The organism is Arsukibacterium tuosuense, from assembly GCF_900215315.1.
Lineage (GTDB): Bacteria > Pseudomonadota > Gammaproteobacteria > Enterobacterales > Alteromonadaceae > Alishewanella > Alishewanella tuosuense.
Genome location: NZ_OBEB01000002.1, coordinates 292,340 through 307,801, shown reverse-complemented (window position 1 = coordinate 307,801; position 15,462 = coordinate 292,340). Strand labels below are relative to the sequence as shown.

Here is a 15,462-nt window from a genome sequence, read left to right as displayed (position 1 = left end):
CATCATCCTTCTGTGGTTAGCTGCGGTTAATCATGGTTTGAATGTAAGTATCATGATCCGGCAGCTTACTTAACGGTTCCTGCTTAATCGCCTGAATATTCGCCAGCATATCGCGCAGTTTTTCCGGGCTGAAATTATTAGCGATCGGGTGGTAATCTTTTGGCTCAATACCCTGGCCCAACATCACCTGCAGCCAGGAGCTTTCCAGAAATAAATCGTTCTGGTCGCGAAACAGCTGGCCGTTATCGGCAAAAATGGCCATTTTCTGACGTAAGCTGTCCGGAATGGCTAACTGCTGCATATCGCGCCAGAACTGACTGTCACTGCGTTCATTAACGTGGTAGTGCAAAATCAGGAAGTCGCGAATTTGGGTATATTCCAGCTCGGATTGCCGGTTGTATTCGTTCACCGCACTCTGGCAAATACCATTGTGCGGAAACAGCTGGATCAGCCGCACTACAGCGGACTGGATCAGATGAATACTGGTCGACTCCAGTGGCTCTAAAAAGCCACTGGCCAGGCCTACTGCCACCACATTGCGCTGCCACTGCTGGCGGCGGCGACCGGTTTTAAAGCGCAGAAACTTTGGCTCAGCCAGCGCTTTGCGTTCCAGGTTAGCCATAATTAAATCACTGGCCTGCTCGTCAGTATAGTGAGCACTGCTGTATACCAGGCCATTACCATTGCGGTGTTGCAACGGAATGCGCCATTGCCAGCCGGCGCTGTGGGCAATAGAACGGGTATAAGGCAGCGTTTTTTCAAAGCGCTCAGAAGGCACGGCCACGGCCCGGTCGCACGGTAAAAAGTGACTCCAGTCGTCATAACCGGCGTTAAGTTTGTCCTGAATAAGTAAACCGCGAAAGCCCGAGCAGTCGATAAATAAATCACCGCTCAGCTCGCGGCCATCGTCCAGCACCAGGCACTTTATATCGCCATTGGGGTGCTGAAATACCTGCTGTACTTTACCCTCATGGCGCACCACCCCCATTTGCTCGCTAAGCTTTCTTAAATAGCGGGCATACAGGCCGGCATCAAAATGATAGGCATAGGGCAGTTCCAGAATGTTGTCCTTGGCGTTGATTGGCGCAAACTTGCCGGCCATGGCGCACAGGTAGTTTAAATCGTATTGCCATAAATCGGTTTTATTGCCCTGCTGGCGGGCCCGGAGCCACAAATGATGAAAATGACAAAATGCCAGGCTTTTCCCCGGCGCGCCAAAGGTATGAAAATAACCTTCGCCCGGTACCCGCCAGTTATCAAATTTAATCGCCAGCTTAATGGTGGCTTTGGTTTCGCGTAAAAACTCTGCTTCGTTAATCCCCATCACATTATTAAACAAGCGGATAGGCGGAATGGTGGCCTCGCCCACCCCAACAGTGCCGATGTCTTCCGATTCAACCAGCTCAATATCGATGGCGCCAGCCAAGACTTTTTTCAGTAAGGCTGCTGCCATCCAGCCAGCGGTGCCGCCACCCAATACCACGATTTTTTTAACTGCGTTGTTCATATTAAGTACTCGAAAAAAAACCCGGCCCTTAAACCAGGCCGGGCTTTTACCAGGGAGAACCTGCTCTGCCTGTGGCCAGCCAGCTCCTAACTATAGCAGGCTGGCCTGGCAGAATTATCAGAACTTATTCCTTAGAACTTATAGTTCAGGCCTAACATATAGTTAGTGCCGAAGCTCTGGTACTCAGTAACCTGACGGACATCTGCACCGTTGGTTTTTAAGGTTGGTTCATCAGTGATATTCTGCACCTGGAAGGTAACCCGCAGGCCGTCCAGTGCATCAATACCAGATTCACTGAAGTCATAACCAATCTGGGCATCCCACAGTTCAGCACCGCGATCTTCAACCGTCGCCAGTGACAAACTTAAGCCACGGGTTTCACTTAAGAACTCATCGCGCTTAGTACCTGAAATTCTGAACTCAAAGCCCTTGTACTCGTAATAGGCTGTTAAGGTATAAATTTCTTCTGATAAGCCCGGCACCCGGCCGCCGTCATCCAGTTTGCCATCCATAAAGGTGGCGCTGGCCACCACACCAAAGCCATCTAAAGCCTCATGGACAATTTCAAACGGCACACTGGCCTGGAACTCGTAACCACGGACAAAGCCCTGTAAACCATCGGTTACCTGGGAAATACCACCAACAAATAACGCTGGCGGTTGGTTACCCGTGGCATCAGACGACTGGTGGAAACCCGGAATATAGACGTCAGAGAAGTCAGCGATCACGGTCTCATTGCGGTGCCAGTTTTTCAGATCTTTAAAGAAGAAGCTGGCGGCAAAGAAACCATTATCGTGGTAGTAGTTCTCGTAGGCTAAATCAAACTGGTTGGCTTCCAATGGCTTCAGCTGGGTATTACCGGCGTTACCACCCCATGGGCTGTTCTCCGGATCATCACTCAGAATATTGCCATCATTAAACTGGAAGGTTACCTGGGCGTTCGGCCGCATGTTGTCCATCCGTGGCCGGCTAATCACTTTAGACAGCGCGGTACGAACATACTGGCGATCAGCCACTTCGACACTCAGGTTCAGCGTTGGCAGAATATCAGTATAACTATCGCTGTCACTGACCGGCGTGGCCACGGTAAAGCCCTGGGCGTTACTGGTCGTGCTGAAACCTTCACCACTTTGCTTGGCGTTAACCACCTGCACGCCAAAGTTACCCTGCACCATCATGCCGGCAATTTCGGTGTTCATATCAAACTTGGCGAATAGCGTAGTCAGTTCTTCGTCAATTTTATAAGTATCACCAAAACGGCCGTTTTCCAGCAGGGCGGCATCGGTTTCAATATAGTAACCGCTGTTGTACAGGCCTAAGCTGTCGTATGCCGTTACACCTTCAATACCAATAAAGCTTAAATCGGCCACACCCAGTGGGTTAGGAATAGCCACATCGCCCGGCCAGCTTGGCGCGGTTAAGAAAGCGCCGTTGTTAATTTTGGTTTTTGATCGTTCCTGGTATACCACACCGGTTTCAACCGCGGTAATAATACCCCAGTCAACATAACCATTGGCTTGCAGCCGGATGCTGTCTAAGGTTTCTTCAAAGATTGGCTGGTTAACAAAACCATCCTGTGCGGTGTCTGGCCCAAACCCAGGCTGCCCCTGGAAACGCTCGATTGGGTTTAACGCGCCGCCCCAGGCTTGCGGGCCGGCTAAACGCATCAAGCTGGCGTCGGTATAATCCACTGATGGCAGGGTTGGGTGATCACTGTACATTACGCCGGTAGAAGTCAATTCCCAAGAGCGGGCAGCCAGCGGCCGGCCAGCAATGCCGGCGCGGCCGACACCTGAGTAGCTTTCAACGTCAGTAATGGTTTTTTCAACTTTACCGCTGGACATATCCAGCTGCGCCGTCCAGTCGTCGCTTAGTTCATACTCCAGGTTTAAGCCAAACGTCATTAAGTCTGCTTCCTGGCGACGGGCATCGTTACGTACGACTGAGTGAAAACCGTCGTAGTAACCCGAGGTAACCAGGCCATTCTCAACACCGGTAATGGTGTAATCGCCGGTACCCCACTCAGCACCACCTTCTTCCAGACCACGACGCACATCGTTTTCAGTAAAGTCGATGTACAGGGCATCGAACTTTAAGGTCAGCTTGTCGCTTGGCATATATTCAACAATGGCAGCGAACGAGTCACGTTCCAGCATTGCTGAACGGGTAAAAGAATCGTGACCACCTGACACAACAGTACCTTCCGGCACATCGACCGTGTCGGTAGCACGGCGCGGATTGACAAAGCTGCCGTCTTCATTGCGGGCCAGGTTAACATTAGCAAAACCCCAGCCACGGAATTGTTGCTCCTGGCGCGGGGTTTCCATTGACGACACCACCAGGGCTACGCCCAGAGTATCGTCGACAAATTTATCAACAAAGTTTACTGAGAAACGGTGGCCGCTGTTGTCAAAATCCGGGTTGCCGGATGAGGTGCCATTTTGTTCAAAGTTAGCATTGAAGGTCAGCGTCGGCTCTGCTGTTAACGGCCGGATGGTTTGTAAATCGATCGTACCACCAATACCTTGCGCCATTACCGTGGCATCCGGGGTTTTATAAACCACGGCGGTTGAAACAATTTCAGACGGGTACAAATCGTATTCTACGCCACGGTTATCACCCATACCTAACAGCTCGCGGCCGTTTAATGAGGTGCCAACGTAGTTTTCGTTAAAGCCCCGCACCGACAAGCCGCTGGTGCGGCCATTGCGGCGCTCGCCGGCCAGGCCAGGTAAGCGGGCCAGTGATTCAGCAATACTGGTGTCTGGCAGCTTACCAATGTCTTCTGCTGACAGTACTTCCACCACCGAGCTTTCGCTCATTTTTATTGCCTGTGCTTTTTGCAGGCTACCGCGATAGCCCGTGACAGCAATCACTTCGATGTTATCTTCTTTTGCCTGCTCGCTGGCATCAGTCGTTTGCTGCGCGACAGCGGCAGAGCTGGCGCCGGCTGCAATCAGCGCGACAGTCAGCATATTCAGTTTAAAGTTTTTCATTACCCTTATCCCCGGTGAGGTTGTTATTGTTCAGCAGTAAAGCATTCCCGGCTTATCGCAAGCGGTGAAAACTTACTAACCAACTTTTACTATGGTCATTTATTAAACTTATTCGGGCGCAAGCTCAACATGAATACGTATTCATAAGCTGCTTATTGCACAAAGCCGGGGCAAAGCGGTTAATCTGCGCACGATTGCGGTGCATGCCTTGTGCATAAAGCCACCGGTTGCCGACGCATGCCGTCATTTTGTTGTTGGTTATGCAGCATAACCAGGTTACCGACATGCTTTTCGGACAGGGTATTTCCGGCTATTTTCGCTGCATACGTATGCAGCATGTTTAACTATAGACCAACGTTGTTTTATGCTTGCACCAACTAATGGCAGTGATGGGCAAAGCCGGGATTTTGCTTTGCTGCCAATTTGGAGCAAAGCACAATGACTATCGCAAGCCATGGTTTTTGGCGTTACCGCCCAAGCCATAATGATGGCAACAACAGGCGTAACAGCCAGTTAGCGTTGTTACGGCAATATATTTGCCGGCAATTGCCACAACTACCGAGACTAAACGATACGGCCAAAGCGCTGAACGTCAGCAGTCGTTCATTGCAGCGTTTTTTGCAAGGCCACAACACCAGCTTCCGGCAGTTGGTTAATGAATGTCGCCATCAGCTGGCCCGGCAATATTTGCAGGAAAATACGTTTAATATTCAACAAATTGCTACCCAGCTCGGTTTTGAAGAACAAAGTAGTTTTCAAAAAGCATTTAAAAGCTGGCAAGGCTGCCCGCCTGGCGTATATCGCCAGCGCAGCAGCACCACAATAAGCCGTTCTTATCCAGGGCAAACCCTGGCCAGCCGACAGGTGATGTATGGAACCAATTAAGCAACTCGCGGCGTTAGCAGGCCTACAGGACAGCTATGTCCACGCACAAGGGCATGTCGAACACATTACGCTGGCCGACCAACAGGCTATTCTGGCGGCGATGGGCTACGATTTAAGCAATGATGACGTCATCGCCAGCCAGATCAGGCAGCTTCAACAACAACCCTGGACTGAAATAATTGCACCGGTGCAGGTGCTGACAGAAGCGCAGCCCCTGCAGGTCCGGTTACAGCAGCCCGCTGCTACTGCGCATAGTCACTGGCACTGGCAGCTGCTTTCCGAACAGCAGCAGTGCTACTCAGGGCAGCTGCAGATAGCCACCAGCGATGTTATTGACCGACAACAACTGGCCGGCACCGACTATCTGGCGGTGAATCTTAGCATTGACGTTGAGCTTGGCCCCGGTTATCACCAACTGACATTAACGCCTGCCAGCAATCCATTGGACACCACTGCTCCAGAAACCCGCCAGGGTTATCAGCAGCAACTCATTGTGACGCCAAACCGTTGCTTTCAGCTGCAGGACCGGGCGGTGTTACATAAAACCATGGGCCCTGCAATTCAGCTGTATGCGCTGCGTTCCAGCCGCAACTGGGGCATTGGTGACTTTGTCGATTTAAAAAATATGGTGGCGCCGTTAGCCGCGCTCGGTAACGATTTTATTGGTTTAAACCCGCTGCATGCGCTGTATCCCGGCCTGCCACAAGATTGCAGCCCGTACAGCCCGAACAGCCGGCTCTGGTTAAATACCCTGTACGTAGCACTGGAGCATAGCCCGGAGTTCAGCGAATGTGCCGCAGCGCAGCATTTGCTGCAAAACCAGCAATTTCAGGCCCGGTTGCAGCGTTGCCGGGCTGCTGCCGATGTCGATTATCATGCGGTCAGTAGCCTGAAAGCAGAAATGGCGGAATTGCTATATCAGCATTTTAAACAGCAGCATCTGGCCGCTGACAGCCAGCGGGCCCGCGACTTTAAACAGTTTGTTGCAGAAAGTGACCCCAGCCTGCTGAATCTGGCCCGTTATCAGGTGCTGCAAGCCGGGTTATTTCAACGCGATATGCAGATGGCCTGCTGGCAGAATTTCCCTGCTGAATATCAGCAGCCAGACAGCGCAGCGCTGCATCATTTTGCCGAAGAGCACAGCGATGCCATTAACCAGCAATTGTATCTGCAATGGCTGGCGCAGCAGCAACTGGCAGAGGTGAAGCAGCAGTGTCAGCAACAAGGCATGGCCATTGGCCTGTATTGCGATGTGGCGGTAGGTGCCAACAGCAACAGTGCAGAGAGCTGGGGCGCGCCGGAAGATTTTCTGATGCAGCTAAGCGTGGGTGCCCCGCCGGATATTATGGCACCAAAAGGCCAGAACTGGGGCCTGCTGGCGTATAACCCACACACCTTGCGCCAGAAAGCGTATCAGCCTTTTATTCAGCTGATCCGTGCCAATATGCGCTATGCCGGTGCTCTGCGGCTGGACCATGTTATGGCCTTACTACGGTTATGGTGTTGCCCGCCGGGCGCAGATGCCACTGCCGGTGGTTATATCGGCATGCCGGCCGAAGATTTATTTGCCATTATGGCACTGGAAAGCCAGCGCAATCATTGTGTGGTGATAGGGGAAGACTTAGGCACAGTGCCGGTAGAAATTAGCCGGTTAATGGCGAAATATCAGGTGCTGTCTTACCGGGTATTTATGCTGGAACAGAAGGCCGGTAGCTACCAGCACCGCGACCAAACTTACCCGGCACTGGCACTGGCCACCGTGACCACCCACGATATGCCGACCCTGGTCGGCTACTGGCACGAGCATGATTTAGCACTACGCCACCAGCTGGATTTATTCCCCAGCGCCCAGATTGCGGCCAACCTGGAGCAGTTGCGTAAAGATGAAAAGCAGCTTTTATGCAATGAGTTACAGCTGGAACAGGGCAATGTGCAGCAGTTAGTCCACAACAGCCATCTGTATCTGGCTGCCACCCCGGCCCGCTTAATGGCCTACCAACTGGAAGATTTACTGCTGGTCGCTACCCCGGTCAATATTCCCGGCACCAGCACAGAATACCCGAATTGGCGGCGTAAATTACCGGTTGAGTTTGAACAGGCGCTGCAACAGCAAGACGTGCGCGAACTGATTACGGCGATGGCGGAAATACGCCAGACACGCTAACAGCAAAGCGCAGACTTAGTGGCCTTTGCCAGGCCCCTAAGTCTGAAAATACGTCTGCAAGCATTTACCACCTGATCAGCATCTGTTGACGCCGCAGTGGTGTTCTATTTAAAAAACTTAATACTTAACGGGTATTCCCATACTTCATTCTGATTAGCTTTAACCGCGCCAATTATAATGAAAATAATGTTGGTAATAATCAGGGCGAAAATAAGGAAAAAGCCGATAATCGCGAACATCAGAATAAAGCTGATGACTAAATAAATGATCAGGCTCAGGATCCAGTTGACGATGTTTTTGCCATGCGCATTTACTTCCGGAAACTGTTCTTTGTTAGTTACCCACATCACTATTGGCAGAATTATGCCTGCCCCGGGAATAATAAACCCGGCAAACTGGGCTAAATGCATCAGTAAACAAAAAGCTTTTAAGTCTACGCCCCAGGGTCTGTTGTGTTGTTGATCTTCCATATTTTTAATCTTCTTATTAGTGTTGGCATCCATACCAATTAACAGCCAGCATCCTGTGCGTAACTGCGGTGAATAACATATCTGTACTTGTTATGCCGTGAGTTTATTCATGTTCCGAAATGTAAATCAAGCATTTTATTTTCAACACTATTGTTACTAAAACTGCGCTGCCAAAGGCTAATACTGGTTATTCAGCCGAGAACACTACCGCGACAAAACCTGATTTGCCTCGCTAAAGCCCGGCCAGACCCAGGTACTACCAAGCCAAACTCTGACTCGTGCTAACGGCAAATGTTACCAACCACAACCTGACGTTTATTTTGTTACATATTATTGAATAAAGAGATTTACCTTTTAGTTTGTTTCGGATATAAACACAGCCGCGTTTCCCGCCACTCTTGTGTTTTATATAAAATAGGATGTTTTATGTTGTTTAAAAAAGTTGCGTTAGTTACTGTTTTATTTACTTGTATAGCGGTGCAGGCCGACACGGCACCCAGTTACCGTTATGTGCAAGGCTCAGTTGAGCATATTTCGCAATCAGGTGAGGATAGCTTTTCAGATACCGGTTTTGGTGCCAAAGGTGCCTGGCAGTTTAACAATAACTGGTTTGTCGCCGCAGAATGGCAGCGCTATACCGACAGCGAGTCTTACACTGAAGTCTTTAATAACGAGGTGTTAAATGTCTCAGCCAGCTTAACCTTAGACCGCTACTACGTGGGTGGTGGCTATGTTAAACCCATTAATGACACAACAAACCTGAGCTTTGCCGGCTATCTGGGTAGCTACCGGCTTGATGCCAAGGGTAAATTCCAGGCTTTTGTTGACAATCAGCTGGCTTATTCTGAGAGCTTCAGTACCGGTAGTTCAAGTGAATCAATAAAAATTGAAACTCTATTGCGCTCAAATGTTAACAGCAAGCTGGAACTGTCTGGCCGCGCTTACTATGAATACCTTAATGCTGCTGTCGAAGACGAAAGCCAGTATGGCGTAGGCGTAGGTGCGCAGTATCATTTCACCCCGGCTTTCGCCCTGACATCAGAGCTAAGCCATGGCAAGCTGCTGGATGAAAACACCACCCAGTTCAGTGTCGGTGCCCGTTATCATTTTTAACACTTAAGCATCTGAACCGCCGGCTCAGCAAGGTCCCAGCTGAGCCGGAGATACGCCACAGCCCGCTTTACTATTCAAACCATAAATGAACCAACCGTTACTCCAGCAGCTTTCGCGGCGCATCCATGACCTCGTGCAAAATACGCACGACAAGTATCTCCTGCTCTAATACCTGATAGAAAACTGCGTGATGCTCTATCAGTAAGCGTCTGTAGCCGCTAAGCACATGGGCATAGTCAACGCCTAGTAACGGATAGCGAAGCAGCTGATTCATCCCTACCTCAAGCTGGTCCAGGTATCTGTCAGCCTGTTCTGCTCCCCACTCTTCACAGGTATACCGCCAAATCCCTATGAGATCAGATTCGGCCTTTGGGGTGATGCTCAGCTTTATCACTAATTCGCGGTTTTTATCAGTTTACGGGCAGCCGCTTTGATCGAAGACATATCCAGTGCTTTAGGTTTCCCGCTTAACTCACCATCAGTAAGTGCCTGTCGCAGGGTGGTAAGACGTTCCTTGGCTTGCTGGTCTCGCCGGATGAGATCGCGGATATACTCACTATCATTGCCGAAGTGACCGCTTTCAATCTGGGTTTTCACCCACTCGTCTTGTTGCTCTGTTAGCGTGATGGTTTTCCTATGCATACTCATATGCTGGTACCTCTCAAAAGACATAGTATGACAATATCATACTCCCTACCTGAGCAGAATCAATAGCCTAACCACCCAGCTCCGTAATGTGTAATAGTTCACCAACTGGCCCCCACAAGTAAAACACCTTACCCCACGACTCTCTCTGAATTGGCGTAATTTTTGTTTTGTACTGTGCTTGCGCGCAAAGACGGTATGCAGTCTCGATATCTGACCTGGAGCACACAGTATTTACCGAAGTCCAGCTGAATACGTGTGTTGTGTGCATTACGCATGATACTCGAGCCAATATAGAATAAGGGGCAGCACACCAACTAATGAAGTGACAAAAAGGCCAATTTTACCTGCTACCAAAAGATAGCTTTTTTGGGGATTGTCAGGATTGTAGTGAACTATAATACCGCCACTTGGGTGCATTTTGACTTTGGCCATTTGATGATTCAATACTGCTTTAGCGTTGTAACTTGCTACGAATACCCAAGGAGATATTCTTGAACCCTCGTAGTCTACATTTTTCACAGAATATATATATTTCGTATTCAACTTAAAAGTTTGCTCAGACTGAATGGAATCATATCCGAATTTATCTATCTGGCTTTGAACAAGACTGCCCTGTGTTGTAGGCCAGCTTCTCGTTCTAAATTGAACCCAAAAAGAGAATGCACACAGTGCAAAAAGATACACAGAGGCAAAAAACCAGATGCCTTGCTTTTCTCCTCGTGCGGTTATTTCAAACATCTGTTGAATGTAGGCAACTATTTCCATAGCACATAACAGCTTAATATTTTGTAACTCACGCCGTGTAAATTACATTCTATCTTTTGTAAGTGAATTGAAGTTAGCCAATAACTATTGGTATATCAACATATTTATGGTGTGGTTTCTGGTACATCTGCTGCTGAATAAAAAAGGGCTGCGAATGCAGCCCTTTGGTTATTAGTAGCGTAGCGTTAAGCTGGGTTATTGCGCTTCTGCCGGCTCGGCGTTTTTCACAAACTCATCCAGCCACTGCTGGGTTTCCCACAGCATATGCAGCACTGATTCGCGGGCGCGGTAGCCGTGCGATTCCAGGGGCAGCATCACTAAACGCACAGTGCCACCGTGGCCTTTAACGGCCTGGTATAAACGCTCGCTTTGCATCGGGAACGTGCCCGAGTTGTTGTCGTCGGTACCGTGGATCATCAGCAGTGGTGTTTTCAGTTTGTCGGCATGGAAAAACGGTGACATCGCCAGATACAGGTCCGGGTCATCCCACAGGGTACGTTGCTCCCGCTGAAAGCCAAATGGCGTTAAGCTGCGGTTGTAAGCGCCGCTTCTGGCAATACCGGCTTTAAATAAATTGGTATGGGCCAGCAAGTTGGCTGTCATAAAGGCGCCGTAAGAGTGGCCACCAATGGCAACCCTTTGTGGGTCGGTAACGCCACGGCTTACCCCGGCTGCTATTGCGGCTTCGGCATTAAGTACCAGCTGCTCGATAAAACTATCATTCGGCTCAACTTCGCCCTCACCAACAATCGGCATAGTGGCGTTGTCGAGCACCGCATAGCCCTGAGTTGCCAGGAATTGCGGGGTCCAGTAACTTACCCGGTTAAAGCGGTACGGCGAATCGGCTACCTGGCCTGCTGCAGCGGCATTACGAAACTCGCGCGGGTAAGCCCAAATCACCGTTGGCAGGGCGCCGTCACGTTTAGCGTCATAACCCGCAGGTAATATCAGGTTAGCCGACATCGGTACACCGTCGCCGCGCTGGTAATTTATCAGCTCACGGCTGATACCCAGCGTATGTGGCATCGGGTGCGGGGTATCGGTTAATGCCGTCAGCTCGCCGCTTGATAAATCACGAACGTAAAAATCAGCCGGCTCAGTTGGTGCTTCGCGCTGGGTCAGCAATTTACCGCTGGGCAGTAAGGTAATAGGGTACTCATAGTATGGTGCTTCTGAGCGCCATAACCGCTCGGTATCACCGCTTGTCAGCTGATATTTGTCGATAAATGGCCGGTTACCTTCTTCCGATGCTCCTACCGCCGTCAGGTACATATGGCCCTGATCTAAGCGCAGCAAGCGCTGGCCATTATCAGCTGTGGTCATAAGAGGCCGGCCCGGGTCACCATAACGATCTTCGGTAGAACGCTGCCACAATAACCGTGGTTCAGCACTGCCGTCGGGGCTGATTAACCAGACCTTTTCCTGCCGCTCCTGCCACCAGCCTTCGTACACTAATGCAGTGCCGGCGTTGGCAGCCAGTAAATTGCGGAAGCGGAAAGCCATATCCAGTAATTTCACCGGCTCGCTGTTAAAAGGGGCGGCCAGTTGCCATAACTGATCCCGTACCTCGGCGTCGTTTGCCGGATCACCGCCGTCGGCGGCCTGAGCCCAGTGTAACGTGGCCGGCGCATCGTTGCGCCAACTGACGCTGCGTGGCCCGGTAACTACTGCATCAAAGGCAATGGGCAGATTATCTGCTACCGGCTGCTCAGCTACGGTGTAGCTGACTTCACCATTCAGGTTCCACACTTCAGTGTTATTAGCAAAGCGGAAGATGGGTACGGCGTAAGAAAACGGCGGCACCACCCGGTTCACCAGAATATGCTGGTTGTCTGGCGACAGGCTGAAACTGCGGATTAGCGCCGGCTTACCAATATTGGTTAGCTTATTTTTCAGGGTTATTTTTACCAGCTGGCTACTAAAATAGTGGCTGAACAACGCCTCGTCATGACCGTCTTTTAATAAATCCTGATAGGTACGGGCCGGGGCAGTGCGGCCACGAGCTTCAGTAACGACCGGGCCGGCAGGCACTTTCGCAGCAACCGGGGCAGCAGGCCGCTTCGCGTCTACTGCCAGCAGATATACCGCATCACTGGTGGCCGCCCACTCCAGCCGGGCGCCCTGCACGGCATTGGGTTGCAACTTACCCCAGCGCTTGGCACTGGCATTTTTAGTGTCAATCCGCCACAGGCTGCTGGCGTTGTCAGCCAGTTGCACCAGGGCAATATAGCGGCTGTCTGGTGACCACTCTGCCGCTATCACCTTTAAGTTTGCCGGCAAACCCTTAATTTCGCGGCTGTCACCACTGGCAATGTCAATCAGCGTGACACCGGCAATATAGCGCGGTTGGCTCGGGCCATTATTGGCCGGGTTTAAGCGGACACCCGCCAGCCGGTGCTCCGGTCCGGCTAAATCGGCCAGGCTGGGTAACGCCGGAAACTGCAGGCTTAACAGCTTCAGGCCATCAGGGCTTAAGCTGGCACTGGGCGTCGGCGCCGCATCAACAATAGCGGTGATATCAGCAACCGGCTCGCGATAGCCCGTTTCAACCGCAGTGGCGCTAAGCTGGCTGCTAAGTAACAGCAGCATCAGACTCAGACTCAGCGGTATAACTAAAAATTTCTTCACTGTGTTATTCCTTTTAAATGACAAAACACGCAGGCCGGTTTCACCAGCCTGCGGTTAGTAGCTACCACGCCTTACCAGATTTTAACCCGGACATCTTCTTCCCGGTACATCGCATCGCCTGGCTTAACCTCAAATGCGTCATAAAACTCCGGCATATTCGACAATACACCCAGCACCCGGTACATCCCAGGTGAATGCGGCCCGGTGATCACTTGCTGGCGCAGGGCTTCGTCACGGAATTTAATCCGCCATACCTGGGCCCAGCCCATAAAGAACCGTTGCTCAGGAGTAAACCCATCGATGGTAGCGGCTGGCTGGTCTTTAGTCGCGTTCTGATAAGCACGGTAAGACACCGTTAAGCCACCTAAGTCAGCAATGTTTTCACCCAGGCCCAGCGCACCCTGTAAGCGCAGATCATCAATCGGATTAAAGTTACTGTATTGGTCAATCATTCGCTGCGCCCGCTCACGGAACTGGCTTTCATCTTCGCTTAGCCACCAGTCGCGCAGGTTGCCTTCGCCGTCAGAGCGCCGGCCCTGATCGTCAAATCCGTGGGTAAATTCGTGACCAATTACTCCACCAATAGCGCCATAGTTGACGGCGTCATCTGCCTCGACATTAAAGAACGGGGGTTGCAGAATCGCCGCCGGGAACACTATCTCATTCATGGTTGAACTGTAGTAAGCATTTACCGTTTGCGGCGTCATGCCCCATTCATCACGGTTAACCGGCTGGCCCAGCCGATCTACCATACGCTGGTATTCACATTCGGCACTGCGGCGCAGGTTACCCAGCAAGTCATCAGCGGCAATCGTCACGCACTCGTAGTCACGCCAGACATCCGGATAACCAATTTTAGTATTAAATTTGGCCAGCTTGGCCTGAGCTTCAACTTTGGTTGCCGGGCTCATCCACTCCAGCTCGTCAATTGCCTCCTTAAAAGCAACCCGCAGATTCTCGATCATTTCATCCATCCGCGCTTTGGCCTCTGGCTGAAAATGCCTCTCTACATACTGTTTGCCGACCATAAAGCCCAGGTTACTTTCGACAGTACTGACCGCCCGTTTCTCGCGGGTACGCTGTTCCTGCAAACCGCTTAAGGTGCGGCCGTAAAAGTCAAAGCTGGCGTTAACAAAAGGCTCACTCAGGTTATTGGCATTGGCCCGCAATAAGTGAAACTTCAGGTATTGTTGCCACTGTGCCAGCGGTACGTCAGCCTGAATTTTGGCAAAGGCGGTAAAATAGCTGGGCTGACGCACCACAATATGCTCAATGTCACCAAGCTGGGCGGCGGTTAAAAACCTGGGCCAGTCAAAACCCGGTGCCAGTTCTGCCAGCTCTGCTTTGCTTAATTTATTGTAGGTGGCGTTGCGGTCGCGGTTCTGGATCCGACTCCACTGGGCTTCAGCCAGCTTTGTTTCAATGGCCAGAATATTTTCGGCTGCCTGGCCGGCATTATCCCAGCCCGCCAGTTGCCACAGGTTTTCGATAAAGCTGCGATACTGGGCCAGCAATACCTTACTGCGTTCATCGTCTTTTAAATAATAGTCGCGATCCGGCAAGCCTAAGCCGGCCTGACTGGCACCGGTAATGTACTGATCTGACTGGCGCTGATCCTGGCCGACATACACCGCTAACGGTGTACCAAAACGAAAGCGCTGGTTTTCACCCCAGTACTGACCTAATTGCGCCTTGCTCCGTAAGTTTTCAATCCGGGCTATTTCACCACGCAGCGGGTTCAGCCCCAGCACGTTGATCAACTCTTCGTTCAGATAAGAGCGGTACAAATCAGCCATTTTCTGGGCATCTGAGCCTGTTGCATGCTCGCCGGCCGCCAGTTCCTGAATAATCGCCAGTACTTGTTTTTCGGCATTTTCCCGCAGTTCATCAAAACTGCCCCAGCGCGCTTTGTCGGCCGGAATATCAGTGCTGGCTAACCAGTTACCGTTTACGTAACGGAAAAAGTCCTGCTGCGGTGCCACACTGGTGTCCATATTGGCCGGATTAATGCCTGAGCCCAGCTGCTGCGAACCTTGCTGAGATTGTTGCTGAGCCGGTTCGGCTGACGACGCGACGCTGTTATTGGCAACCGGCTGGCTACTGCAGGCGGCCAGACCAAGCGACAAGGCGACACCTAACGCCAGGGCAGATACTCTATTCATAGTGGTTCCTTGGATGATGACTATTATTGTTTTAACTATAACCCGAGTGTAAAAGCTCTGCCCTGGTTGTAAAGCATGGCAGGTTAACCCGCTGCCAGGCTGCGACAAAAGGTAAAGTAGCTGA

General features: G+C 51.0%; 11 protein-coding genes. 3 read left to right on the top strand and 8 right to left on the bottom strand.

Annotated elements, in window-relative coordinates:
• Window positions 1–16: 16 nt before the first annotated feature.
• Window positions 17–1,507: a tryptophan halogenase family protein gene (locus CRO03_RS05905; protein ID WP_097110695.1), complete on the bottom strand. Its 1,491-nt coding sequence runs from the start codon at window positions 1,505–1,507 to the stop codon at window positions 17–19.
• A gap of 131 nt (window positions 1,508–1,638) precedes the next feature.
• Entirely contained in the window at window positions 1,639–4,503 is a 2,865-nt protein-coding gene (locus tag CRO03_RS05900; RefSeq protein WP_097110694.1) for a TonB-dependent receptor, read from the bottom strand.
• A gap of 438 nt (window positions 4,504–4,941) precedes the next feature.
• On the opposite strand from CRO03_RS05900, the gene CRO03_RS05895 reads away from it, so the two are divergent.
• The gene (locus tag CRO03_RS05895; protein WP_097110693.1) at window positions 4,942–5,388 is read left to right on the top strand and encodes a helix-turn-helix domain-containing protein; all 447 of its coding nucleotides are present in this window, start codon (window positions 4,942–4,944) and stop codon (window positions 5,386–5,388) included.
• Window positions 5,375–7,552: a 4-alpha-glucanotransferase gene (gene malQ / locus CRO03_RS05890; protein ID WP_097110692.1), complete on the top strand. Its 2,178-nt coding sequence runs from the start codon at window positions 5,375–5,377 to the stop codon at window positions 7,550–7,552. Before CRO03_RS05895 ends, malQ begins: the two co-directional genes overlap by 14 nt.
• Window positions 7,553–7,656: 104 nt before the next feature.
• Here malQ and CRO03_RS05885 read toward each other — a convergent pair whose 3' ends face one another.
• Window positions 7,657–8,022 carry a DUF4870 domain-containing protein gene (locus CRO03_RS05885; RefSeq protein WP_097110898.1) on the bottom strand — a complete coding sequence of 122 codons (366 nt, stop codon included), beginning with the start codon at window positions 8,020–8,022 and terminating at the stop codon, window positions 7,657–7,659.
• A gap of 426 nt (window positions 8,023–8,448) precedes the next feature.
• Here CRO03_RS05885 and CRO03_RS05880 point away from each other — a divergent pair, with 426 nt between their 5' ends.
• Window positions 8,449–9,135 (top strand): outer membrane beta-barrel protein, encoded by a 687-nt coding sequence (locus tag CRO03_RS05880; RefSeq protein ID WP_097110691.1) that lies wholly within the window; start codon window positions 8,449–8,451, stop codon window positions 9,133–9,135.
• A gap of 97 nt (window positions 9,136–9,232) precedes the next feature.
• On the opposite strand, the gene CRO03_RS05875 is transcribed toward CRO03_RS05880, so the two are convergent.
• The 5 genes from CRO03_RS05875 to CRO03_RS05850 form a co-directional block, all read right to left on the bottom strand.
• Window positions 9,233–9,529 carry a type II toxin-antitoxin system RelE/ParE family toxin gene (locus tag CRO03_RS05875; protein ID WP_097110690.1) on the bottom strand — a complete coding sequence of 99 codons (297 nt, stop codon included), beginning with the start codon at window positions 9,527–9,529 and terminating at the stop codon, window positions 9,233–9,235.
• Window positions 9,529–9,783, bottom strand: a complete 255-nt coding sequence (locus CRO03_RS05870) for a type II toxin-antitoxin system ParD family antitoxin (protein WP_097110897.1) — start codon at window positions 9,781–9,783, stop codon at window positions 9,529–9,531. Before CRO03_RS05870 ends, CRO03_RS05875 begins: the two co-directional genes overlap by 1 nt.
• 267 nt (window positions 9,784–10,050) lie before the next feature.
• Window positions 10,051–10,548 (bottom strand): DUF3592 domain-containing protein, encoded by a 498-nt coding sequence (locus CRO03_RS05860; protein WP_097110689.1) that lies wholly within the window; start codon window positions 10,546–10,548, stop codon window positions 10,051–10,053.
• A gap of 195 nt (window positions 10,549–10,743) precedes the next feature.
• Window positions 10,744–13,176, bottom strand: coding sequence for an alpha/beta hydrolase family protein (locus tag CRO03_RS05855; RefSeq protein WP_097110688.1), 2,433 nt, complete (start codon window positions 13,174–13,176; stop codon window positions 10,744–10,746).
• Between the two features lie 71 nt (window positions 13,177–13,247).
• Window positions 13,248–15,338: a M13 family metallopeptidase gene (locus tag CRO03_RS05850; protein ID WP_097110687.1), complete on the bottom strand. Its 2,091-nt coding sequence runs from the start codon at window positions 15,336–15,338 to the stop codon at window positions 13,248–13,250.
• Window positions 15,339–15,462 lie beyond the last annotated feature (124 nt).

What these genes read in the sequence shown, in the direction of transcription:
- CRO03_RS05905 (WP_097110695.1), bottom strand. Translation starts at nt 1,507, where the DNA reads ATGAACAACGCAGTTAAAAAAATCGTGGTATTGGGTGGCGGCACCGCT.
- CRO03_RS05900 (WP_097110694.1), bottom strand. Translation starts at nt 4,503, where the DNA reads ATGAAAAACTTTAAACTGAATATGCTGACTGTCGCGCTGATTGCAGCC.
- CRO03_RS05895 (WP_097110693.1), top strand. Translation starts at nt 4,942, where the DNA reads ATGACTATCGCAAGCCATGGTTTTTGGCGTTACCGCCCAAGCCATAAT.
- malQ (WP_097110692.1), top strand. Translation starts at nt 5,375, where the DNA reads ATGGAACCAATTAAGCAACTCGCGGCGTTAGCAGGCCTACAGGACAGC.
- CRO03_RS05885 (WP_097110898.1), bottom strand. Translation starts at nt 8,022, where the DNA reads ATGGAAGATCAACAACACAACAGACCCTGGGGCGTAGACTTAAAAGCT.
- CRO03_RS05880 (WP_097110691.1), top strand. Translation starts at nt 8,449, where the DNA reads ATGTTGTTTAAAAAAGTTGCGTTAGTTACTGTTTTATTTACTTGTATA.
- CRO03_RS05870 (WP_097110897.1), bottom strand. Translation starts at nt 9,783, where the DNA reads ATGAGTATGCATAGGAAAACCATCACGCTAACAGAGCAACAAGACGAG.
- CRO03_RS05860 (WP_097110689.1), bottom strand. Translation starts at nt 10,548, where the DNA reads ATGGAAATAGTTGCCTACATTCAACAGATGTTTGAAATAACCGCACGA.
- CRO03_RS05850 (WP_097110687.1), bottom strand. Translation starts at nt 15,338, where the DNA reads ATGAATAGAGTATCTGCCCTGGCGTTAGGTGTCGCCTTGTCGCTTGGT.